This is a genomic window from Stutzerimonas chloritidismutans AW-1 (assembly GCF_000495915.1).
In the GTDB taxonomy this organism is placed as follows: Bacteria; Pseudomonadota; Gammaproteobacteria; order Pseudomonadales; family Pseudomonadaceae; genus Stutzerimonas; species Stutzerimonas chloritidismutans.
On sequence record NZ_AOFQ01000046.1, the window covers coordinates 85,410 to 109,238 of the forward strand.

Here is a 23,829-nt window from a genome sequence, read left to right on the forward strand (position 1 = left end):
TCAGGAGCAATGCCTGTGCCAAGAGCTGGCAGAGCCGCCTGAGGGCAGCGAGTTTACCCAGCAATAGATGAAGGTTTGAATGGCCAATTGCCAACAAGCGCGTCTAGGTCGCACCTTTGCGCGGGATCGCCGGTGCTGGCGCGGGCCACGCACGTGCCGTGGTCTGTGCCGGCGAGTTCGACCCTTGGCCAGCATCGAAGATGGCGGATTTCCGCCATCTAGTCGTTTTCATCGGGCGAGCTTCCGCCAACATCGGTAAAACTCAGCCCGTGCTTGCGCAGCTTGTCGTGCAGGGTCTTACGCGGCAGGCCCAGCGCTTCGGCGACGCTGCGCAGCGAGCCATGCGGGCGATTCAGCTCGTCGGCGATCAGTGCGCGCTCGAAGGCCTCGACCTGCTCGCTCAGATTGCCACCTCCGGCTATCCCGGCAGCCGGTTCGCCGGTCGACTGGTCGAGCCCCAGGCCAAGGCCCAGGGCGAAGCGCTCGGCGGTGTTCTGCAGCTCGCGCACGTTGCCCGGCCACGTGTGACGTAGCAGTGCAGCGCGTTGTTCCGGCTGCAGCTCGCGGATCGGCAGGCCATGACGCTGGGCGGCGGCTTCGGCGAAATGCTGGAACAACAGCAGGATGTCCTCGTTGCGCTCGCGCAGTGACGGAATTCGCAGCGGCGCGACGTTGAGCCGGTAGTACAGGTCGGCGCGGAACCGGCCCTGATCCGCGGCTACCCGCAGGTCCTCCTTGGTCGCGGCGATGACCCGGATATCCAGGGCGATCGACTGGTTGCCGCCGAGCCGTTCGACCACCCGCTCCTGCAGCAGGCGCAGCAGCTTGACCTGCACATCCAGGCTCATGCTCTCGATCTCGTCGAGGAACAGCGTGCCGCCGTTGGCGAATTCGAACTTGCCGATGCGCCGCTTCTGCGCGCCGGTGAAGGCGCCCGGCTCGTGGCCGAACAGTTCGCTTTCCACCACCGATTCGGCGAGCGCTCCGGCGTTGATCGCGACGAAGGGGCCGTTGCGCCGGCTGGACAGGTCGTGCAGCGCCCGGGCAACCACCTCCTTGCCAGCGCCCGTTTCGCCGAGAATCAGCACATCGGCCTGGGTCCCGGCCAGCGCGCCGATCTGTTCGCGCAGGCGCAGCATCGCCTGGGATTGTCCGAGCAGGCGCGCCGACAGCTGCTGCCGGTCGGCCAGGGCCAGGCGCAGGGAGCGGTTGTCCAGTACCAGTTGGCGTAGCGCCAGGGCACGACGCACGCTGTCCAGCAGCGCTTCGCTGGGGAAGGGTTTTTCCAGGAAATCGTAAGCGCCGGCGCGCATCGCCTGCACCGCCAGCTGAATATCACCGTGCCCGGTGATGAGGATCACCGGCATCTCGCTGTCGCGCGTGCGCAGCTGTTGCAGCAGCTCCAGGCCATCGATGCCGGGCATGCGAATGTCGCTGACCACCACGCCTGGCCAGTCCGCTGGCAGCCGCGCGGCCAGGTCGCGGGCATCGCCCAGGCTGACGACCTTGAGACCGGCCAGGTCGAGGGTCTGGCTCAATGCCTGACGCAGGTGCGGATCGTCGTCGATCAGCAGCACCTGCGCCTGGGCGCTGATCGGCTGGTCACTGCTCATTGAAAATGGTCCTCGGTGGGGAAGGCGACGCCGGGCTCGGCGCAACGCAGAAACAGGCCGAGCTGCGCACCACCCTCGGGATGGTTGCTCATGCGCAGCTCACCGCCCAGGGCGCGGGTGAGGGTATCGCAGATCGCCAGGCCGAGGCCCAGCCCCTGCGCGCTGGTCTTGGTGGTGAAGAACGGCTCGCGGGCACGCTGCAGCGCTTCCTCGCTGAAGCCGGGGCCGTTGTCGCGCAGGCTGAGCAACACGCCGTCACCCTGCAGCTCGGCGCGCAGCCAGATGCGTCGCGGCTGCGGCCGCTCGGCCAGCGCATCGAGGGCGTTGGCCAGCAGGTTGGCGAGGATCTGCCGCAGCCGCGTCTCGCCGGCCTGCACCCACAGGGTGGCCTCCGGCAGGTCGCGGATCAGCTCCACGCCCATGGCCTGGCGGCGCTTGGCGAGCAGGGCCAGGGCGTCGTCCAGCGCCGGCTGCAGCGCGACCCGCTCCGGCGCGTGCTGGTCGCGACGGGCGAAGGCGCGCAGGTGGGCGATGATTGACGCCATGCGCGCGGTCAGTTCGCTGATCAGCCGCAGGTTGTCGCGGGCTTCGGCGTTGCGCTGCTGATCGAGCAGCACCCCGGCGTTGTCGGCGTAGCTGCGGATCGCCGCCAGCGGCTGATTGAGTTCGTGGCTGATGCTTGCCGACATGGTGCCCAGCGCCGACAGCTTGCCGGCCTGCAGCAGTTCGTCCTGGGCGCGCACCAGTTCCTGCTGGGCCTGCTCGCGCTCCAGTACCTCGACCTTGAGCCGGCTGTTCAGCGCTTCCAGGTCGCGCGTGCGTTCCAGCACGCGCTGTTCGAGCTGCTGGCGCGCCTGGGTGTCCAGCGCCAGACGTTCGATGAAGTGCCGGCGGCGCTGCATCAGCAGGCCGATCCAGAGCAGCAGGGCGAGCAGTGTGGCAGCGCCGATGGCGACCACGGTGCGCACCGGTCGCTCGATCAGGTTGATCGGCGCGAGGATGCGCACCGTCCAGCCGGTCTCCTTGAGCTCACGGCTCTGGATCAGCCAGGCATCGATGTCCAGCGTCAGGTCCTGCGGATAGAGGGTTGGATAGGGCTGATCGAAGGCGATCTGTTCGCGCTCGTCGACACCCAGCCCTCGGGTCGCGCGGAAACGCCATTCCGGGCGCGAGGTGAGAATCACCACGCCGAAGTTGTCGGTCACCAGCAGCTGCTCCGGGGTGTTGCCCCAGAGCGTCTCGGTATGGTCGAGGTCGACCTTGACCACCAGCACGCCGAGGATGCCGCGCTCGTCGCGCACGGCGGCGCCGAAGTAGTAACCGCGCTTGCCGGAGGTGGTGCCAAGGCCGAAGAAACGCCCCAGGCGACCTTCCATGGCCTGGCGGAAATAGGGGCGGAAGGCGAAGTTGCGGTCGACGAAGCTGTCTTCCTCGTCCCAGTTGGAGGCCGCCAGGGTATTGCCGTTCGTGTTCATCAGATAGATCACGTCGGCCCCGGTCTGGTTGCGCAGGCGTTTGAGCAGACGATTGGCATTGTCCCGCACGGCCGGCGCTTCGGCCTGCTGCAGGACGGCGCGCAAAGCCGGCAGGTCGCCGAGGATGCGCGGCAGCACCTCGTAGCGGTTCAGCGTGCCGAGCAGGTTGGCGACGTAGAGGTCGAGGGTCTGGCGATTCTGCTCGGTCAGCTCGTTGCGGTAGTAGCGCTCGGCGAGCTCCTGCAGCGGCCAGAGCAGAGGCGCAAGCAGCAAGGCCAGCAGGGCGAGGTTGCGCCAGCGAGGGCGGCGGGGTGGATGCAGTGCAGTCATGCGTGGGCGCCTGGATGTCGGGCGCATTATGCACGCAGAGCGTGCCGGCGTTCAGCGTCGCTTATCGAGCTGGCCGGATCGGAGCAGAGTGGCAGAGGCAGCCGTGAGGCCTAGCCGCTGTTGCCTCAGCGACCGGCTGCAGCGGTCTGGGGCGCGTTCGCCGCATCGAAGTGCCGGGATTGGGCAACACATTCGTGCAGCGCGGTTTCCCAGTCCGGCAGGCGGATGCCCCAGTCCTGTTGCAGGCGTGCGCAGTTCAGGCGGGAATTGAGCGGACGCTGGGCGGCGGTCGGGTAGTCCTTGGACAGGATCGGCGTGATCTCGGCGCGCAGGCGGCCCTGCTGGCGAAGCTGCTCGGCAATGCTGCAGGCGAAGCCGTACCAAGAGGTCTCGCCGCTGGCGGTGAGGTGATACAGACCGCTGGGGCCCGCTTCGCCTGCACTTCGCTTGCGTACCATTTCTGCCGTGGTGCGGGCGATGGTGGCGGCCCAGGTCGGCGCGCCGATCTCGTCGCTGACCACCGACAGCGCATCGCGCTCCTGCAGCAGGCGCTGCATGGTCAGCAGGAAGTTCTTGCCGTGCTGCGAGTAAACCCAGCTGGTACGCAGGATGAGGTATTCGCCGCCGACCGCCTGAATCGCTTGTTCGCCGGCCAGCTTGCTCGCGCCGTAGACGCTAAGCGGTTGCGGTACGTCCGCTTCGCAGTAGGGTTCGGCCTTGCGACCGTCGAACACATAGTCGGTGGAATAGTGGATCAGCGGCACGCCAAGACGTGCAGCCTCTTCGGCGAGCACCTGTGGACCGCGTGCGTTGACCGCGAAGGCCAGTTCACGGTGGCTTTCCGCCGGATCGACGGCGGTGTAGGCCGCCGCATTGATGATCAGATCCGGCCGCAACAGGCGTACTTGTTCGCGAACCTGATCCGAGTCGGACAGGTCCAGTGCGTTGTGCCCAAGCGCCAGCAGCTTGCCGGCGCCCGCCAGCTCCAACTGCAGCTCACGGGCGAGTTGCCCCTTGCTGCCGGTGATCAGGATTTTCATGGAAACAGCTCCGCATCGCTGAGGCGCTTGCCAGCCTGGTCCTTCGCGGACAGTTGTGGTGCTTCGTCGAACGGCCATTCGATGCCGAGCTCCGGATCGTTCCACAACAGGCTGCGCTCATGCTCCGGCGCGTAGTAGTCGGTGGTCTTGTAAAGGAACTCGGCAGTTTCGCTGAGCACCACGAAGCCATGCGCGAAACCTTCGGGGATCCACAGCTGGTGCTGGTTCTGCGCACTCAGGTGAGTGCCGAACCAGCGGCCGAAGCTCGGTGAGCTCTTGCGCAGATCGACAGCGACGTCGAACACCTCGCCGGCCACCACGCGCACCAGTTTCCCCTGCGGCTGCTGGATCTGGTAGTGCAGACCGCGCAGCACGCCGCGCTGGGACTTGGAGTGGTTGTCCTGGACGAACTGGCGCTTGAGCCCCGTGGCCGCTTCGAAAGCGGCCGCGTTGAAGCTCTCGTAGAAGAAACCGCGTTCGTCGCCGAAGACCTTGGGCTCGATGATCAGTACGTCGGGAATGCTGGTTTCGACGACCTTCATGCGTCTTCACCCGCCAGCTTGAACAGGTACTGGCCGTAGCCGGTCTTGCCCAGAGCGTCGGCGCGGCGCAGCAGCTGCTCGCGATCGATCCACTTGTTCTGGTAGGCGATCTCTTCCAGACAGGCGACCTTCAGACCCTGGCGATGCTCGATGGTCTGCACGTACTGCGAGGCTTCGAGCAGGCTGTCGTGAGTGCCGGTATCCAGCCAGGCGAAGCCACGGCCGAAGCGCTCGACGTTGAGGTCGCCACGTTCGAGGTAGGCCATGTTGACGTCGGTTATCTCCAGCTCGCCGCGTGGCGAGGGCTTGATCGACTTGGCGATCTCGATGACGTCGTTGTCGTAGAAGTACAGGCCGGTCACCGCGTAGCTGGACTTCGGCTTCTTCGGCTTCTCTTCGATGGACAGTGCCTTGCCGCTCTCATCGAAGTCGATCACGCCGAAGCGCTCCGGGTCCTTGACCCAGTAGCCGAATACGGTAGCGCCGCTTGGCTGGGCGGCGGCGCGCTGCAGCTTCTCGGTGAAGTGCTGGCCGTGGAAGATGTTGTCGCCGAGGATCAGGCACACCGAATCGTCACCGATGAACTCTTCACCGATCAGGAACGCCTGGGCCAGGCCATCCGGAGAGGGCTGCTCGGCATAGCTGAAGTTGACGCCGAACTGGCTGCCGTCGCCCAGCAGGTTCTTGTACTGAGGCAGGTCCTGCGGGGTGGAAATCAGCAGGATGTCGCGGATGCCAGCGAGCATCAGCACCGAAATCGGGTAGTAGGCCATCGGCTTGTCGTAGATCGGCAAGAGCTGCTTGGATACGCCAAGGGTGATGGGGTGCAGACGGGTGCCGGAGCCTCCGGCGAGGATGATTCCTTTCATGCGTTCTCCAGGGCGCCGAGGCGCTCGCGTTGATAGCTGCCGTCCTGAACACGACGGCACCATTCGAGGTTTTCCAGGTACCACTGCACGGTCTTGCGCAGGCCGGTCTGGAAGGTTTCCTGCGGCACCCAGCCGAGCTCGCGCTCGATCTTGCTGGCGTCGATGGCGTAGCGCAGGTCGTGGCCCGGGCGATCCTTGACGAAGGTGATCAGGTCTTCATAGCGCGCAAGCCCGGCAGGCTTGCTCGGCGCCAGCTCTTCCAGCAGTGCGCAGATACCGCGCACCACCTCGATGTTCTTCTGCTCGTTGTGGCCGCCGATGTTGTAGGTCTCGCCGACCACACCTTCGCTGACCACCTTGAACAACGCGCGGGCGTGATCCTCGACGAACAGCCAATCGCGGATCTGCGAGCCATCGCCGTAGACCGGCAGTGGCTTGCCATCGAGGGCATTGAGGATCACCAGCGGGATCAGCTTCTCGGGGAAGTGATACGGGCCATAGTTGTTCGAGCAGTTGGTGATCAGCACCGGCAGCCCGTAGGTACGCTGCCAGGCCCGCACCAGGTGATCCGACGAGGCCTTGCTAGCCGAGTAGGGCGAGCTGGGCGCGTAGGGTGTGGTCTCGGTGAACAGGTCGTCGACGCCATGCAGGTCGCCATAGACCTCGTCGGTGGATATGTGGTGGAAGCGGAAGGCCTCGCGACGCTCGACCGGCAGGCTCTGCCAGTAGGCGCGGGTGGCCTCGAGCAGTTGATAGGTGCCGACGATGTTGGTCTGGATGAATTCGGCCGGGCCGTCGATGGAGCGGTCGACGTGGGACTCGGCGGCCAGATGCATGATGGCGTCCGGCTGGAACTCCAGCAGCGCCTCGCTGACCCGCTCACGATCGGCGATGTCGGCCTGGAGGAACTGATAGTGCGGGTTGTCTTCCACGGCTGCCAGCGACTCCAGGTTGCCGGCATAGGTCAGTTTGTCCAGGTTGAGCACGCTGTGCTCGGTATCGAGAATGAGATGGCGGATCAGTGCGGAGCCGATGAATCCGGCTCCGCCAGTAACGAGAATGCGCATAGTGATGGGGCTTCCTTGGCGCGCTGTCGAGCGTCAGGCTCTTAGCATGTCGGCACGATAGACCGGCCACTGATACAAAAATTCCCGAGCGCTTCGGGGCGTTGGGTAACCGTGTGGTTTCGGGCGCAAGTATAGGCTAGTGGCCTTTTGCTGGTCAGCCAGCGTGAATCGCGCAAGCCCCTGATAGAGGTTGAGATTTCGCCGCTAGCGCAACGACACCCGTAGTCGCGATAGCGCGCCAAGAAAGAACACCGTGCCGATCACGCCCAGCGCGAGCAGCTGTGGCCAGACGATGGACGGGCCGGCGCTGCGGAAAAGGATCGCCTGCGCTAGTTCGACGAAATGCGTTGTCGGCGCCACCAGCATGATGTTCTGCACCAGCTCGGGCATGCTCTCGCGCGGCGTCACCCCGCCGGAGAGGATCTGCAGCGGGATCAGCGTGAGGATCACCAGCAGGCCCAGCTGCGGCATGGAGCGCGCCACCGTGCCGAAGAAGATGCCCATGGAGGTGGCGGCGAACAGGTGCAGCGCCGCGCCGCCGGCGAACAGCCAAAGCGAGCCCTGGATCGGGATGTCCAGCCAGCCCTCGACGACGAAGCGCAGGGCGAACGCGGCGGCGGTCAGCACCACGAGGCCCATGGCCCAGACCTTGCCGACCATGATCTCGAACGGCGTTACCGGCATCACCAGCAGGTGCTCGATGGTGCCGTGTTCGCGTTCGCGGATCAGCGCCGCGCCGGTGAGGATGATCGCCAGCATGGTGATCTGGTTGATCACCTCGTTCACCGCGCCGAACCAGGCGCGGCTGAGGTTGGGGTTGAACGCGGTGCGCACCACCGCTTCGACCGGCAGTGCGTCGCTGCTGCGGTAGCGACGGACGAACTCGGCGGTCTCGCTGGCGATGATCTGCTGGATATGCCCGGCGCCGGTGAACGCCTGGCTGACCTGGGTGGCATCGACGTTGAGCTGGATGGTCGGCTGGCGGCCGGCGAGCAGGTCCTGCTGGAAGCGCGGCGGAATGTTCAGGGTGAAGGTGTAGAGGCCATCGTCCATGCCGCTGTCCATTTCCTGCAGGCTGATCGCTTTCGGCTCGATGAAATAGGGCAGTTGAAAGGCGTTGATGATGCGCAGCGAGGCTTGCGAGCGATCCTCGTCGACCACCGCGATGCTCGCCCGGTGCGGTGCCTCAGGCACAGCGGTGGCACCTTCGTAGATGGCCAGGGTGAACGAATAGATGATCAGCACCAGCATCGCCGGGTCGCGGTAGAGGCTGCGCAGCTCCTTGAGGCCGAGCTGGAAGATGTTGCCGAGTTTGCGTCGCAGGCCGCCCATGTCATTTCTCCTGCTTGCGCAGGCCGGCGACGCTGAGCAGGGTCAGCAGCGGGATCGCCAGCAGCATGGGAATGAAATAGGGGTACAGCTCGGCCAGCCCGAGCGACTTTGAGAATACCCCGCGGCTGATGATCAGGAAGTGGCTGGTCGGGTAGAGCTTGCCGATGAAGGCGCCGGCGCCCTCCATCGCCGAAACCGGGTGGATCAGTCCGGAGAACTGGATGGCCGGCAGCAGGGTGACGATTGTGGTGCCGAAGATCGCCGCGATCTGGCTGTTCAATATCGACGACATCAGCAGGCCCAGGCCGGTGGCGCAGGTCACGTAGAGCAGCGCGCCAAGGCAGAGGGTGAGGATGCTGCCCTTGATCGGAATACCGAAGACGAACACCGCCAGCAGCGCCAGGGTGGCGAAATTGAACATGCCCAGCGCGATGTAGGGCAGCTGCTTGCCGAGCAAAAATTCCAGGCGGGTGGTCGGCGTGACGTAGAAATTGGTGATCGAGCCCAGTTCCTTTTCGCGCACCACGCCGAGGGCGGTGAGCATCGCCGGGATCATCATCAGGAGCAGCGGGATCATCGCCGGTGCCATGGCTGGCAGGCTCTGCACGTCCGGGTTGTAGCGATAACGAATGGCCACGTCAGCCGGTGCCAGCTGCCCGTCGACGCCCGCCTCGCGGGCCAGCTGCTGCAGGTAGCTCAGGTGGATGCCTTGCACATAGCCCTTGATGGTGTCGGCGCGCATCGGCATGGCGCCATCGATCCAGAACGCGACTTGCGGCACAGCGCCGCGCTTGAGGTCGCGGCCGAAATTCGGCGGAATCTCCACCGCCAGGCTGATGTCGTTGCTGCGCATGCGCTGGTCCAGCTCGGCATGGTTGGCCAGCGGCGCCTGCTCGATGAAGTAGCGCGAGCCGGCCATGTTCAGCAGGTAGTGCTGGCTGGTGGTGGTCTGGTCGCGGTCGAGCACGGCGTAGGTCAGGTTCTCCACGTCGAAGCTGACCCCGTAGCCCATGATGAACATCAGCAGCACGCTGCCGAGCATCGCCAGCGTCGCCCGAATCGGGTCGCGGCGCAGCTCCATGGCTTCGCGGCGGGTGTAGCTGAGCAGGCGGCGCAGGCTGAAGCGGGCCTGGCGTCCGTTGTTGCCTGTGGCCTGGGAGGGACTGCTCGGTGCGGCGGGCGGCGTTGCCGGCTGCTCCCCAGCATGTGCGGCGGCGGCTTCCTCCAGGTAGGCGATAAAGGTCTGTTCCAGCGTCGGCAGCCCGCGCTTGGCCATCAGCGCCTGCGGCGTGTCGCTGTCGAGCACTCGTCCGGCGTGCATCAGCGAGATGCGGTCGCAGCGCAGCGCCTCATTCATGAAGTGGGTGGAGATGAAGATGGTCACGCCGTCCTCGCGCGACAGCTGCACCAGCAACTCCCAGAAGCCGTCGCGCGCCACTGGATCGACCCCCGAGGTGGGTTCGTCGAGGATCAGGATCTCCGGGTTGTGGATCACCGCCACGGCCAGCGACAGGCGCTGGCGCACGCCCAGCGGCAGGCTGCTGGGCAGGCTTTCGGCATCGCCGGTGAGGTCGAAGCGGGTGAGCATCTCCTGCACGCGCGGCCCGCGTCGTTCGGCCGGCAGGTGGAACAGTCGTGCATGCAGCTCGAGGTTCTGCCGCACGCTCAGCTCGCTGTACAGCGAGAAGGCCTGGGACATGTAGCCGACGCGCTGACGGGTCTGCATGTCGTGCGGGTCCACCGGTTTGCCGAACAGCAGCGCCTCGCCCTCGCTGGCTGGCAGCAGGCCGGTGAGCATCTTCATGGTGGTGGTCTTGCCGCAGCCATTGGAGCCGAGGAAGCCGAAGATCTCGCCGCGGGCGATGCGGAAATTGACCTGATCCACCGCGACGAAATCGCCGAAACGCATGGTCAGGCCGTGAGCCTCGATGGCGATGCTGTCACTGTGCGGCTGCGGCGGGATGACCAGTTCACGGTGCTGGCTACGCTTGGCTTCCGGCAGCAGACGGATGAAGGCCTGCTCCAGCGAGTCGCTGCCGGTGCGCGCCAGCAGCTCGGCTGGCGTGCCGGTGGCAAGTATGCGGCCGGCGTCCATCGCCACCAGATGGTCGAAGCGCTGCGCTTCGTCCATATAGGCGGTCGCGACCAGCACGCTCATCTGTGGGCGTTCGCTGCGGATGCGTTCGATCAGTTCCCAGAACTGCGCGCGCGACAGCGGGTCGACGCCGGTGGTCGGCTCATCGAGGATCAGCAGGTCGGGGTCGTGGATCAGCGCGCAGCAGAGGCCGAGCTTTTGCTTCATGCCGCCGGAGAGCTTGCCCGCCGGGCGCTCGACGAACGGCGCGAGGCCCGTGCTGCGGGTCAGTTCGGCGATGCGCCAGTGGCGCTCTTCGGCGTCCTGGCCGAACAGCCGGCCGAAGAACTCGAGGTTCTCGAACACCGTCAGCGTCGGGTAGAGGTTCTTGCCCAGCCCCTGGGGCATGTAGGCGATGCGCGGGCAGACCGCGCGGCGGTGGCCGGCATCGCCCATGTCGCCGTCGAGCACCTGCACATGGCCCTGCTGCAACTTGCGCGCACCGGCGATCAGCGCCAGCAGGCTCGACTTGCCGACCCCGTCCGGGCCGATCAGGCCGACCATGCAGCGCGCCGGCAGCGACAGGCTGAGGTCGTCCAGCGCGCGGGTCTTGCCGTACTGCAGGCTGACTCCGCTGATCTCGGCGACCGGGTCAGGAGACTGGTTCATTTGCCGACATTGATCTGCAGGTGCGCCGGCCATTCGGCGTCAGCGTCAAGCTTCAGATAGGCCATTCCGGGCAGCCCGGTCTTGACCTGCTCCATATGTTTTCTCAGGAGTTCCGGGTCGATCCGCGCCTTGACCCGGAACATCAGCTTCTCGCGCTCGCTCTCGGTTTCCACCGTCTTCGGCGTGAACTGCGCGACGCTGGCGACATAAGTGACCTTGGCGGGAATCACGTACTGTGGCGCCGCATCGATCACCAGGCGCACCTCGCTGCCCATCGCCACCCGGCCGGCCTGACGCTCGGGGAGGAAGAAGGTCATGTAGACGTCGGCCAGGTCGACCAGATTGAGCAGCTTGCCGCCGGCGCCGAGTACCTCGCCCGGTTGCGCCACGCGGTACTGCACGCGCGCCACGCGATCGGTCTTCAGTTCGCTATCCGTGATGTCCGCCTGCAGCCGAACCACGCTGGCCTGTGCCGCCTCCAGCGCAGATTGCGCTTCGATGACCTGGGACCTGGCGGCGGCGATGCCGGCATCGGCCGAGAGCACCTGCGAGCGCGAAGCAGCCAGCGCAGCCTGCGCGCTTTGCATGGCGGCGAGGTCGTCGTCCAGCTGCTGGCGCGGCAGGGCGTTGCGGCCGACGAGGGTAGCGGTGCGCTGGTGGCGTTTCTGCGCCGCGGTCAGTTCGGCGCGCCGCTGCAATACCACTGCCTCGGCAGTGGCCTTCTCGCTCTCGCGCTGGGTGACCAGCGCCTGGGCGGTGAGGATGGCGTTTTCTGCCTGGCGCACCTGGGCGCGGGCCTGGTTGAGCTGGGCGTCGAGCACTTCGGTATCCATGCGCGCGATGACCTGGCCCGGCTGGACGAAGTCGCCCTCGTCGACGGTGATCTCGCGGATGCGACCACCGAGCTTGGTCGCCACATCGATCTCGGTGGCCTCGATCCGGCCGTTGCCGCTGGCAAAGCCCTCGCCCAAGCCATCCGTGCGCAACTCCGACCATGCCAGCAGGCCGATTACCACGAGCGCGACGAGCGCGAACAGCACCCGTCGAAGATTTTTCTGGGCTGGCGCTTTCATGGGCGTTCCTTACGTGAAGCGATAGTTCGCATGCTAAGCGATTGCCCTGAAGGTTACGCTTAGCCTGAGTCAATAAAACTGCGGTTCAGCGCCTTTAATCGACTTTTTCGCCGGTTTTCACTGCGCGGGATGGCTTTTTGCTACCGCCACGACCCAGCCTTGCAACTGCTGACTCAGCTCGTCGCTGGCCTGGGCGAAGGCATCTACGACGCTTTCCAGTTGTGGGCTGTGGGCGGGCTGGAGAATGTCGAAGCGGCGGCTGGCGAGAATCCGCTGGTCAGCGGTCGAGGCGAGCTGCGCGTCGAGACGGATCCGCACATGAGGGCGGCCGTCGATGTATTCGCTTTGAAACGCCCTCAGATCGCTGAACAGCTCCAGCTCGGCGAACAGGTTGCTTTCCTCATTGCTCACTGCCGCTGCCTGCCCGCCTTGCCTGAACTGCTCGACCAAGCGGTCGCGCAGTAGCGTCGGTGCCGCATCGCCCCAGCGCGCGCCCTGATAGCTGCTGATCTGGTTGCCGTTCGGCACCACGGCGATGCGTGGCCCGGCAAGGATGCGACTTGCATGGGGGGTATGAATACGCAGTGCCTGGCGCAAGGTGCTAGTGGACTGATTTGCCGGCACGTCGCCGGTCGGCAGTAGAAACACCCGGATTGGTTCGGCGTCGGGCAGCAAGGTGCAGGCCGAAAGCGTGCCGAACAGCGTCGCGAGGGCGAGAGGGCGGAACAGCGCTAGGCGGCTCATGGGGTGAACTCCTGAATCTTCTCGCGGCCGAGGAGGAAACCGCTTGGATTGTCTTCGAGGCGCTGGGTGACGCGACGCAGCGCGCCGAGGGTGCCGCGCAGTTCGTTGATCGCCGGGCCCAGATCGCTGAAGCCTTGCAGGCCGTTGTTCAGCGCGCCCTGGTTGTCTGCCAGCAGGGCGTCCAGCCGCGAGGTGGCGCGTTCCAGTGCCGCCATCGACTCGCCGGCAGTGCTCAGCAGCTGGCGACCTTCATCGTCGATGAGGCCGTTGGCGTTCTGGGTCAGGCGGGTGATTTCCTCCAGCGCAGTGTTGGTCCGCTGGCCCAGTTGGGCGAGCTGGGTCAACGCTTCGCTCAGATCGCCACGCTGTTCGGCCAGCACGCTGGTCGCCTGCTCCAGATTGGCCAGGGTGCGACCGATGCGACCGGCATTGTCCTCGGAGAGCATCAGGTTGGCGCTGCGCAGCAGGTTGTTGATGTTGGTCATCAGGTCCTCGCCGTTCTCCAGCAACGCGCTCAGCGGCGATGGGTCGGCGATGATCAGCGGCGGCTCGCCGCGCTTGCCCTCCAGCGGCGGGCTCTGCGGCGTGCCGCTGTGCAGCTGGATGATCATGCTGCCGGTGATGTTGGCCAGCGCCAGGCGGGCGCGGGTGTCCTGCTTGATCGGCGTGCCGGAATAGACGCGGATGCGCGCCCGCACCTTGCGCGGGTCGTCCGGCTCGAGCCATAGCGCTTCGACGTCGCCGACCTTGATGCCGCTGTACTCCACAGAGCTGCCGTTGGACAGCCCGCTGACCGCGCGATTGAAGCTGATCTCGTAATAGTTGTATTCGCGATCCATGCTCGACTTACCCAGCCAGAGGGCGAACAGCAGGGCGCCGCCGACTGCCAGGACGGTGAACAGGCCGATCAGCACGTGATGGGCGCGGGTTTCCATGTCAGTTCTCCTGCAAGTCGGCAGCCTGTTGCGCCGCCCGGCCACGTGGGCCGTGGAAGTAGTCGCGAATCCAGGCGTCGTCGGTGGCTTCCACCACCTCCAGGCGATCGGCCACCAGCACGCGCTTGCGCGACAGCACGGCGACCCGGTCGCAGATGGTATAGAGCGTATCCAGATCGTGGGTCACCAGAAACACGCTGAGGCCCAGCGCGTCGCGCAGGGTCAGGATCAACTGGTCGAAGGCTGCCGCGCCGATGGGGTCAAGGCCGGCGGTGGGCTCGTCGAGAAACAGTACTTCCGGGTCCAGCGCCAGCGCGCGCGCCAGGGCGGCGCGTTTGATCATGCCGCCGGACAGCTCGTCGGGGTACTTGCAGGCGGCGTCCGCTGGCAGGCCGGCCAGCGCCAGCTTCAGCCGCGCCAGGTGCTCGGCATCCTTGCGTTCGAGGCCGGCGTGCTCGATCAGCGGCAGGGCGACGTTCTCCTGCAGATTCAGCGAGGTGAACAGTGCGCCACGCTGGAACAGCACGCCGAAGCGTCGTTCCAGCTGTGAGCGGCGCTCGGCCGACAGTTCCAGCAGGTTCTCGCCAAATACCGTTACGCTGCCGGCGTTGGGCCGGCGCAGGCCGACGATGCTGCGCAGCAGCACCGACTTGCCGGTGCCCGAACCGCCGACCACGCCGAGAATCTCGCCGCGGCGGATGTCCAGGTCGAGATTCTCGTGCACGGTCTGGCTGCCAAAGCGATTGACCAGTCCGCGTACCTGAATCAGCGAGTCGTTGCTCGTCACCAACCCATCTCCATGAAGAACAGCGCGGCGATGGCGTCTAGCAGGATCACCATGAAGATTGCCTGGACCACACTGGAGGTGGTGTGCTCGCCCACCGACTGCGCACTGCCGCTGACCTTGAAGCCTTCCAGACAGCCGATCACCGCGATGATGAAGGCGAATACCGGGGCCTTGCCCAGCCCGACCAGGAAATGGCTGACGGCGATATCGCGCGCCATGATGTTGAAGAACATCGTCGGCGAGATGTCCAGCGCCAGCACGCACACCACCAGCCCGCCGGCGATGCCGCTGAGCATGCCGACGAAGGTCAGGATCGGCAGCGTGATCAGCATCGCCAGCACCCGTGGCAGCACCAGCAGCTCGATCGGGCTCAGGCCGAGGGTGCGGATCGCGTCGATCTCTTCATTGGATTTCATCGAGCCGATCTGCGCGGCGAAGGCGCTGGCGCTGCGTCCGGCGAGCAGGATCGCCGCCAGCAGCACGCCGAACTCGCGCAGGAAGGAAAAGCCCACCAGGTTGACGGTGTAGATAGTCGCGCCGAAGTCGGCGAGCACGGTCGCGCCAAGAAAGGCCACCACCGCGCCGACCAGAAAGGTCAGCAATGCGACGATCGGCACCGCGTCCAGCCCGGTCTGTTCGATATGCACGGCCAGTGAGGTCAGCCGCCAGCGCCGCGGTCGCGGCAGGGTCAGCAGCAGCGTCTGCAGGGTCAGGCCGATAAAGCCGAGCAGCATGCGCTGCTGCTTCCATACCGCAGCGACGGTGCGACCGACGTGGGCCAGTATGTCGCCGAAGGCATAGCCACGCGGCGGCTCGGCGGCATCCGGTTGATCCAGGGCGCTGGCAACGGTGCGCAGCAGCGCCAGGCGTTCGGCCGGCAATTGCGGCGCCCAGGCTTCAATGGCGGCGATCCGCTCGGGTCCCAGCAGTTCCACCAGCAGGCCGGCGCCTGCCGTATCCAGTGCACCCAGCCCGCTCAGCTCGATCTGGCTGCGCTCGTCGATCCGCGCCCTGAGCCGCTGCACCTCACGACGCAGCGCTGCGTAATGGGCGAGGGTCCAGTCACCAACGATGTGCGCCCGCAATGGTGAAGCCCCTGGATCGAGGGTCACCGAACCGGGAGACGAGGACAGGGTGGCGCTCATCTTCTGCAAACGGGTGCCTATGTCGGGCGATGGAGTCCCGATTGATGCTAGCAGGGCTCTGCCCGGCAAGACAGGACCGGATGGCCCGTGGTCGGCAACGGCCGGCGGATGGACCACGACGGTCGCGTCAAAGTGCGCCGTTACGCTCGAGCCGATAGCTGCTGATCGCCTCGTACACCGCCTTGCGCAGCCGATTGATGCCGCCGATGGGGCGATGCTCCGGCAGTGCGTGCCAGGGGTTGAAGCTGAGGTTATCGCAGGCGAGATTCTGCTCGGGGCTGTCGAAGTCCTGCGGCGGGAGGCGGATGTCGGCGACCGTCTCGAATGGCGCGATGGCTTCGTCCCACTCGATGCTGGTGTCCTCAATGGGCATGTAGTGCTCGGCGTTCTGCCGCTGCACCTGCAGGGCGAAGCAGGCGGGCGCGCGGTCGAGGGACAGCTGCTGGTAGAGCGCACTGCGCAGGAAATTCGGCAGGTCGCGGTTCTGCTCGGGCAGCTGGTAGGTCGGGCAGTTCTCCGGCGTCGGGATGACCCGGTACTTGATGTTATGCGGACCGAACTTGTAGGGCGCCACCGAGCTGTAGGTGGTGGCAACCGGGCTTTGCGGTGCAGACGCCAGGGTCTGCAACGCGATAAACAGATGGCGCAGCTCCCAGCTGCGCGGATCAACGCTCGGGAAGAACGCCAGCGCCTTCTTGCCCTGCGCCTGGGCGGCGAAGTTGCTGCGGTATTCGGCAACGTCGCGGACGAAGAACACCGGGTGGTTGAACATCACGAAGTCCTGCTCACTGGCGTGGCGCGGGTCGCGGCTGAGCTTTTCCCCCGGCACGTCGAGCAGCTTGATCGCCATACCACGCGCGTCCCGGATGCGGTCGAACTGCGGATAGGCGTTGCCGTTGGACAGTCGCACCCAGGCCTGCCAGGTCTTGCCCGGTTCGCTGAAAACGCCCTGGCGCAGTACGGGCTGCAGGTCGGCGCGCACGCTGACCTCGGCGCGCACGCAGCCGTGGGCCTTGGCATGGGCGTCGCGCAGCACACGGGTGTTCTCGCTGTGCTGCTCCACCACGGCAATGGCGTCGGCGATGATCGCCTGGGTGTCGGCCGCTTCGCTCGGCGCGATGACTTCTTCGCTGGAGACGGGGCCACGATGGGTGAGGTGAAAGTGGACGGCGGCAATCGCCCAGCCTGCCAGGCCCACGGCGGTGGCGGCGAGCAGCAGCCGGCCCAGCAGGCGACCGATCCAGAGCCAGAGTCTTGTCAGCATGAAACAGATCCTTGTGCGAGGGCAGGTCAGGGGCAGCTTGGGCCGGGGTTGTGGGGGGGCGCCGGCAATTCCTCCAGGCGCGGTTCGAAGCGGGGGTCGCCGAGCACCTTGAGGTACTCGACCAGCGCCCAGCGCTCGTGCGGTGCCAGTGCCCGGCCGATCACGCCGTTGCCACGGCAGCCGGCGCGGAATTCATGGCCGCGGTTGCTGTTGCCGGTGATCGCGGTATCCAGCAGAAAGCCGCCGTCGAAGCGCTCGGTGCGGATACCTACGTGCTGCGGATCGTATTCGCGACTACCCACCCAGAACTGCTTCTGCCGTTCGGCGACCGGCGACAGCAGCTGGAACAGAGTGGGGACCGAGCCGTTATGCAGGAACGGCGGCGTCGCCCAGATGCCGTCCAGCGGACGTGCCTTGTAGCCGCGCAGTTCCTGCACGCCGATCGGCAGGCCGAAGCCGTCGAATTCCGCGCGCTCGACCTCGTCGATGCCGGCGTCACGGTAGGCGCGCTCTTCGACATAGGCCGTGATATAGGCCAGCCCCTTGGCGCTGGACAGGCTGGCGAGATCGAGCGGGCCGGCTGGCGCGCCATACAGCTGCACATCCAGACGATCCAGCTCGTCCTGAGTCCAGCCCAGACGGGTCAGGTCGAAGCGGTGGTCGGCGATATTGTCGGCCGTGGTCGGATCGGTACCGACGAAGGAGGTGGGGATCACCTTCATGCGCCACTCGGGGTCGCGCTCGGCAGCGAAACGCTTGTCGACCGGCTTGGGCCTGGCGTCGTGGCAATGCGCGCAGTTTTCCTTGTACAGCGCGCGACCGAGGCTGGCCTGCGTGAGATCGATCGCGCCCAGCACGTCTTCGGGCCAGCGGGGCGGGGCCAGCTGCATGAGCGTGGTTTCCAGCCTGTGCAGGTCTCGTACGCGAACGCCCGATGCGTAGCGCTCGGCTTCGGCGACGGGCTGGCCGTTCTCATGCAGCAGCCGCAGCGTGGCGCCAACACCCAGCGCCTCGCCGATATTGCGCGCCATCGGCTGCATGGCCGAGCCGTTCCACTGCACCCAGTCGAACTTCCAGATATCCCACAGATGCGGGTAGCTCACCGGCGCGTTGGCCACGCGGTAATTCGCCGGATCGATGGTGTCGCCGAACACGCTGTTGGCGATGCGACCGAACGCATCGGTACGGCCGAAGCCTTCTTCGGTGGGGTAGAGCCCGCGGTGCCAGTCGTTGTAGGCGGTGCCGAGCAGACGGTTGAGCACCTGCTTGAAGTCGTGGCGCAACTGCGCGCGGTCCTGCTCGTAGCGCTCGCCCAGCACCTGCTCGGCGAAGCGACGGAACTTGAGCGGGTTGTAGTAGGTGAAGGCCATGCTCATGCCCAGCGCCTGGCCGAACGCACCGCCACGTAGCGTTGGTACGGTGGAGGCGAGTGAGTGCATCGCCGCACCGCCATCGATACGAATGGCCTGACCCCCGTAGCGCAGCTCGCCGGTGTGGCAGGCAGCGCAGGTCACATCCAGATAGGCGCGACCGGTCTCATCATCCTCGTGGCGGGCAAAGCCGACCGGCAGGTTGCCGGGGTTCAGCGCGGTGGCTTTTTGCGCGGGATCGACCAGAAAGCCGAAGCGCGCGAGGTAGTCGGGCGTGGCGAACCTGTCCCGGCTGAAGGGCAGCTCCAGCGCACGGAACCAGTCGTACTCCAGTCCTTTAACCTGGGTGCCTTGCGGCGTGTAGTAATAGGTCTGCCGCTGCGTGGTGTCCCACTGCTCCAGATAATGCAGCGCTTCGGGCGCTTCGTACTCTGGAAGGTTCGGGTAGGCCACGAAATACAGCCCGACCCCCACGACCAGCACGGCCAACAACAAGACAGCCCCCAGGGCTCGGCGCAGCAATCGCATCGGTACATCCTTGTAGCGTCATGGCGAGTGCGCGTTTATCGCAGGGTTGTGGGGTGATGGCAATACGGCGTCATTCTTTATGGGTGACAGATATTAGCGTGGGTGTGGTCCACCCCATATTTGTCTCGAACGACGCTTACACCGGTTTTTTCCAGTGTCCTCATATGTCAGGGGCAATGCGATTCAGATAGTCCGCCCTGTCATCACTCATCCTTGAGATACAATTATCAATCGTTACTTGGTAAGCCTCTGCAGTCTCCTCTATTTCAAAGGCTTCAAGCTTGCAATCTGCGTCTCGCAGATCGATCCATTCTCGCTGCGCCGTCTTTAGTAGAGAAAGGTATTGGTCTGCTAGCAAAGGTGAGTTTTTATACTGAAGTCTGATTCGATTCAGAGTGGCCTTGTACGATGAATTAAGAAGATTGTCTGATTGCTCTTTATTGTACTGCGCGCACAGGGCTATTTGAGAAGAAGCTTCAATCTCTTCGCACGGATTATTAACATCATTGCTTAATGCTGTGCGTGCAAACAGAAGCAAAAAAATTAGAGTTATTTTTCGGATATTGAACATTAGTTATTCCTAAGGTAACGAGCTCTGTTTCGCCCCGGCTCATACTGCCTGATGGCAGGCGTATTTTCTATGTAGCGTATCAGCTCGGCTTTATCATTCCTCATTCCAGCCTTCATCGGGCTGGGCCCCTTTGTAAAACCCTGATAGACGAAATCTACCAGCACATCCCTGATGACCTGATCTAGGGCGTTCCAATCGGTCCTATCAGGCTCGCTCGCAGTCCAGTGGTCATAGTTGCTGATAGCGCGATCTACGTAGTTTGGGTAGATAATGTTGAAAAGAAGTATTTCCTGCTCGGGAGTTATTTGCCCAATAGATGATTTGTTCTCTCTAACAAATTGCTGGGCGATTAGGCCTTTCTTTCCGTGCGCCTGAGCAATCTTAGTTGCTTGGTCATGCGCAATGCCGGCACTTGTCATATGATCGTAGATTTCTATTTCGGTCCGGGAACCCATATCATAACCGCGACCGAGAGTGACCCCCGATAGATTGTTTCCAGGCCAGTGAATGACCCGGCTGAAGAACGGAGAGGTTGGAATATTATTCCCTTCGGCATCAAACGTTATTCTCCCTTCGCTAATCGTGTGGTTGGCACGCGCTACAGTGCTGTATATGCCGATCAGGGCAAGTGGTTGAAAGTGCCAAGCTTTCCCATCTGCGCTGATAGAGTAGCGCCCGGGGATATCGCCCCACCAGCTTAGAGTTTTGATGCGGTTCTTCTCTTCGGCCCAATCCTGATTGGGGTCATCGGAGCGGTGGCCCATCAGCTCATCGAGTTCGTCCCAACGCGCTGCATTCCAAAACCACTCGCTTTCATGCCGCGTGACGAGCTGCGAGATGGATTGGGCGTGGCAAGGCTTTTCCAGTGCCACCTGGATTTCTTGGGAGGTCATCTTGCCGTCGCGGTTGGTGTCGATGATGTCGTAGAGGCGGCTGCGCACCGGACCTTTGTCGGCCTGGTCGATGGCGCCCTGGTAGCTGGCTTTTTCGTCGTCGGACAGGCGAAGCGCCGCGTTGAGGTAATAGACGAATCCCGAAATGGGAGGATCGGCATCCTCAAGGCATTCAAAACCCTCCCACTCCCACGGGCTATGACGAGTAGTGATCAGCTTCTGCTCGGCGAGCCAGCCGTCGATGGGGTTGCCGTCAGCGTCGGCGAACAGGCCGTCCAGCCGCCACCAGTGCATAGTGTTGTCCGCGCCATCCTTGGCCTGGATTTTTCTCGAAGCGGGGAGCCCATCCAGCAAGGACTGCGGAATGATCAGGTCGACGCCGATCTGCGTGCCATCGTCGTCCAGCTTGGGCGGGTTTTCGGCATTGATATCGTCCCGATGGGTGATCAGTTTGCTCGCACCTTTGTAGACCTTGAGCAGGATTTTCTTGTCGTCCGGCAAGCGGCTGGCCCAGGCGCGGCTCCGGGCGATAAAGGCGGGCACATCGTCGCAGCTGAACAGTTCGACATGGACCATGCGCTGAGCGGCGCTGTCGTGCTTCTGGTACAGGCCGGGATGGCCAATAAGGTCACCCGTCTTGATCGGCAACCCGCTGTCGAGAACGATGACCTTGCCGTATTCCGCTGGCGCGCTGTGCGGTTTGAGCAAGCTGGTGGATACATAGCCGGGCAGTTGCTCCTCGTCGTCGGCTGATAGGGCGGGTTGTGCCGTCCCGCTGATCAGGCTGACCAGCTTGGTGAACTCGCCTTCCGTCTCGCCGATGGTGATCTCGGCACCCTTGGATAGCTCCGACAGCTTGGTGGTGTGCTTGCTCGGGCCTGCGCGAACGCTCAGGCCATCGTGCTGCGTATTCACGGTATAGCGTTTGGTTTCCCAGAAGGAGGGGCGCGGAAGGTCCGCTTGTGCCTGGTAGCCCGCCCAATCCAGCAGGTGCATGTACAGGCTGTAGAGAGTGAGGCTTGGAGGGGTTTGTCCTTCGACGATGCTGCCGTCAGCGTTCTTCAGCGGCGGCGGCTGCAGGCTGTGCTTGACCAGAACGAACCCCGTGGAAAAGGGTGCTCGTTTGACCATGGGAATCTCGTCGGTGAATTCGCTGACCGGGTAGCGCTCATCGATGCGGTAGGCAATTACTTCTCCGTCGGCGATACAGCGCACGCTCGACTGGTCGAATGCAGCACTCGTGCCTTCGTCGAAATGCACGCCGCCATGCCATAAGCCGTTTTCGCCGGTGGGGTAGAACCCGCCTTTGGCCTGGGCCATATGTGTAAGCAGTTGCAGCGGATTGTGGCTGGTGTCCTTGCTGGGAAACGGGTAAGCCCAATTGATCGGCTTGTGTTCGGCCATGTTCGATGCTTCCTTGCGTTCGATCCGGCTGCGCAGCCGGCACTGTTCTTAGCCCGAGAAATTGAGCGAGCGCTTGCGTTTGCGGAGCAGGCTGTCCGCCTCGGCCGGCAGTGCCTGCTCCAACAAGCTCCCGGCGTTGTCGCTGTCCGCGACCCCTGGCAGTACCGGTGGCTTGATCTTGATCCCCGAGCCCTTGCCCGGTGCGCCGCCGGCGTTGATTCGCGCCAGCGGGCCGGAGACGGTGATGCCGCCCGGATCGAGCTTGATGAAGCTTCCTCCGGCCTTGAGGGTCAGTTCGACACCGGCTTCGATGACCATCTTTTGCCCGGCCTTGAGGTGGATCTCACGGCCGGCCTTGGTCAGTTGGGCGGTGCCGAGCTTGATGTGTTGGGTCTGGCCGACAGTGAGGTGGTCGTCGGGTTTGACTTCGACCTTGCGATCGCCGGCAACGATCAGGTGTTCTTCGGCCTTGAACTCGCTGTAGCTGTTGGCCTCCACGGTGTCGTGGCGTTCGTGGCCGACGCGGATCTTCTGGTCGTGCTCGATGTTCTCGTCCCAGTCGCGCTGGGCGTGGAGGTAGATCTGCTCGGCGCCCTTGCGGTCTTCGATGCGCAGTTCGTTGTAGCCGCCACCGCCGGGGCTGCTCAGGGTCTTGAACACCGTGCGGGTCTTGTTCGCCGGCAGGTCGTAGGGGACCTGATGCTCCTTGTGATACAGGCAGCCGGTCACCAGCGGTTGATCGGGGTCGCCTTCGAGGAAGGTCACCAGCACTTCCATCCCGACCCGCGGGATGGCGATGCCGCCGTAGCGGCCGCCGGCCCAGATGGAGGAGACGCGCAGCCAGCAGCTGGTCTTGTCGTCGGCCTGGCCTTCGCGATCCCAGTGGAATTGAACGCGCACGCGACCGTACTGGTCGCAGTGGATTTCTTCGCCCGCCGGGCCGGTGACCACGGCGGTCTGGCTGCCGAGGACTTTCGGTTTCGGATGGTTAAGTGCCGGGCGGAAAGGGATATCCCAGGGCGTAGCGGTGAAGTGGTTGCGGTAGCCCTGAGTGAAACCGTCACCGGTATCGACATGGCTGGTGACCGACTCTTCCAGCACCTGTGGCTGCTTGCCTTCGTGCAGCACTTCGGTAAGCAGCCACAGGTCGTTCCATTCGCGGCGCGGGTGGTCGGAGATTTCCAGCAGATGGCCACTGACCAGCCGCGGCTGGTCACTGTTGCCCTCGGCCAGGCGGTAGTCGTGGCGGTGGCGCTCCAGCGCGCGTTGCGAGAGGTGTTTGCCGCGGGCGCGCGCGGCAAAGCGGCCGGGGTAGTCGTAGTCCTCCAGGTCGGGCTGCGGCATGGCGTTTGCCGCCGGTTCGCCGCGGTGGGCTGCCTCCATCAGCAGCCTGGGTTGTTCGAAGTCGTAATCACGGCGGCTGACCCGGCTGGTGCGTGTCGCGACGCGCACGGCGAAGCGCTTGATCACCGGCTCGTCGGCCGTCATGCCGTTGTCCTGCAGATAGGCGGTCGGCTGGCCGAGTCTGGCGAAGCTGGTCTGGTCATCGCCGAAAACCAGCGCATGACCTCTGGTGCTGTGCTCGAAGTGGTAATGGATACCTTCTTCCTCACACAGGCGCTGGATGAAGTGCAGGTCGGTTTCGTCGTACTGCACGCAATATTCGCGCGGCGGGTAGATCACCGGGCCGAGCTGGAAGCGGTAGGCGTTGGCCTGGATGCCATGCTCCTCGAGCACCTGGGCGATGATCTGCGGCACGCTGAGGTGCTGGAAGATGCGCTGGTTGGTCCGGTGCGCGAGGTAGGCCAGTTGCGGAACGAGCGTAAGGCGATAGCGGGTCAAGCGTTTGCCCGATTCACCCTGGGCGATGCGGTGGACCAGGCCGTGGATGCCCATGCCGGCGGGGTCGAAAGCGAGAAAGGCGGGTTTATGCAGCAGCGCCTGCAGATCCAGATCAGGCAGCTCGCTGACCAGCTCGAGGTCGAAGCGATACGGTTGGCTGATGGCTTCCCGACCACTGAAGGCGAGGACCTGCAGGTCGTGCTCCACGCCTTCGAGCGTCAGGCTGAAGTGGGTTTCATTGGCCGCGTTGAACATGGGGCTT

At 64.5% G+C, this 23,829-nt stretch carries 18 protein-coding genes; all 18 read right to left on the reverse strand.

The genetic code is table 11. The annotated features are described in order from the left end of the window. Positions 1–218: 218 nt before the first annotated feature. The gene (locus F753_RS39185; protein WP_023445787.1) at positions 219–1,613 is read right to left on the reverse strand and encodes a sigma-54-dependent transcriptional regulator; all 1,395 of its coding nucleotides are present in this window, start codon (positions 1,611–1,613) and stop codon (positions 219–221) included. Then, on the reverse strand, positions 1,610–3,418 hold the full coding sequence (locus F753_RS39190) for a sensor histidine kinase (protein ID WP_023445788.1): 1,809 nt from the start codon (positions 3,416–3,418) through the stop codon (positions 1,610–1,612). The genes F753_RS39185 and F753_RS39190 overlap by 4 nt, the downstream gene beginning before the upstream one ends. Positions 3,419–3,543: 125 nt before the next feature. After that, positions 3,544–4,458: a dTDP-4-dehydrorhamnose reductase gene (gene rfbD, locus F753_RS39195; protein WP_023445789.1), complete on the reverse strand. Its 915-nt coding sequence runs from the start codon at positions 4,456–4,458 to the stop codon at positions 3,544–3,546. Next, positions 4,455–5,000, reverse strand: coding sequence for a dTDP-4-dehydrorhamnose 3,5-epimerase (gene rfbC / locus F753_RS39200; RefSeq protein WP_023445790.1), 546 nt, complete (start codon positions 4,998–5,000; stop codon positions 4,455–4,457). The genes rfbD and rfbC overlap by 4 nt, the downstream gene beginning before the upstream one ends. Next, a complete protein-coding gene (gene rfbA / locus F753_RS39205; RefSeq protein WP_014822145.1) occupies positions 4,997–5,869 on the reverse strand; it encodes a glucose-1-phosphate thymidylyltransferase RfbA in 873 nt (290 codons plus the stop codon). The genes rfbC and rfbA overlap by 4 nt, the downstream gene beginning before the upstream one ends. Beyond that, the gene (rfbB, locus tag F753_RS39210) at positions 5,866–6,936 is read right to left on the reverse strand and encodes a dTDP-glucose 4,6-dehydratase (protein ID WP_023445791.1); all 1,071 of its coding nucleotides are present in this window, start codon (positions 6,934–6,936) and stop codon (positions 5,866–5,868) included. Before rfbB ends, rfbA begins: the two co-directional genes overlap by 4 nt. A 204-nt stretch (positions 6,937–7,140) precedes the next feature. After that, complete coding sequence (locus F753_RS39215; RefSeq protein WP_023445792.1) at positions 7,141–8,268, reverse strand: ABC transporter permease; 1,128 nt, start codon at positions 8,266–8,268, stop codon at positions 7,141–7,143. A 1-nt stretch (position 8,269) separates the two neighbouring features. Then, positions 8,270–11,011, reverse strand: coding sequence for a ribosome-associated ATPase/putative transporter RbbA (gene rbbA / locus F753_RS39220; RefSeq protein ID WP_023445793.1), 2,742 nt, complete (start codon positions 11,009–11,011; stop codon positions 8,270–8,272). Continuing rightward, positions 11,008–12,084 (reverse strand): HlyD family secretion protein, encoded by a 1,077-nt coding sequence (locus tag F753_RS39225; protein ID WP_023445794.1) that lies wholly within the window; start codon positions 12,082–12,084, stop codon positions 11,008–11,010. The genes rbbA and F753_RS39225 overlap by 4 nt, the downstream gene beginning before the upstream one ends. A gap of 117 nt (positions 12,085–12,201) precedes the next feature. After that, positions 12,202–12,828, reverse strand: coding sequence for an ABC-type transport auxiliary lipoprotein family protein (locus F753_RS39230; RefSeq protein WP_023445795.1), 627 nt, complete (start codon positions 12,826–12,828; stop codon positions 12,202–12,204). Further along, positions 12,825–13,763 carry an MlaD family protein gene (locus F753_RS39235; protein ID WP_023445796.1) on the reverse strand — a complete coding sequence of 313 codons (939 nt, stop codon included), beginning with the start codon at positions 13,761–13,763 and terminating at the stop codon, positions 12,825–12,827. Before F753_RS39235 ends, F753_RS39230 begins: the two co-directional genes overlap by 4 nt. A 1-nt stretch (position 13,764) precedes the next feature. Then, positions 13,765–14,550 (reverse strand): ABC transporter ATP-binding protein, encoded by a 786-nt coding sequence (locus F753_RS39240; protein WP_023445797.1) that lies wholly within the window; start codon positions 14,548–14,550, stop codon positions 13,765–13,767. Then, a complete protein-coding gene (locus F753_RS39245) occupies positions 14,547–15,695 on the reverse strand; it encodes an MlaE family ABC transporter permease (RefSeq protein ID WP_031297882.1) in 1,149 nt (382 codons plus the stop codon). The genes F753_RS39240 and F753_RS39245 overlap by 4 nt, the downstream gene beginning before the upstream one ends. 127 nt (positions 15,696–15,822) lie before the next feature. Next, on the reverse strand, positions 15,823–16,959 hold the full coding sequence (locus F753_RS39250) for a catalase family protein (RefSeq protein ID WP_023445799.1): 1,137 nt from the start codon (positions 16,957–16,959) through the stop codon (positions 15,823–15,825). A gap of 26 nt (positions 16,960–16,985) precedes the next feature. Then, positions 16,986–18,857, reverse strand: a complete 1,872-nt coding sequence (locus F753_RS39255) for a di-heme-cytochrome C peroxidase (RefSeq protein ID WP_023445800.1) — start codon at positions 18,855–18,857, stop codon at positions 16,986–16,988. Between the two features lie 160 nt (positions 18,858–19,017). After that, a complete protein-coding gene (locus tag F753_RS39260; RefSeq protein ID WP_023445801.1) occupies positions 19,018–19,428 on the reverse strand; it encodes a lysozyme inhibitor LprI family protein in 411 nt (136 codons plus the stop codon). After that, the gene (locus tag F753_RS50040) at positions 19,428–21,725 is read right to left on the reverse strand and encodes a lysozyme family protein (RefSeq protein WP_023445802.1); all 2,298 of its coding nucleotides are present in this window, start codon (positions 21,723–21,725) and stop codon (positions 19,428–19,430) included. Before F753_RS50040 ends, F753_RS39260 begins: the two co-directional genes overlap by 1 nt. 48 nt (positions 21,726–21,773) lie before the next feature. After that, positions 21,774–23,822, reverse strand: coding sequence for a type VI secretion system Vgr family protein (locus F753_RS39265; protein ID WP_023445803.1), 2,049 nt, complete (start codon positions 23,820–23,822; stop codon positions 21,774–21,776). Between the last annotated feature and the right edge of the window lie 7 nt (positions 23,823–23,829).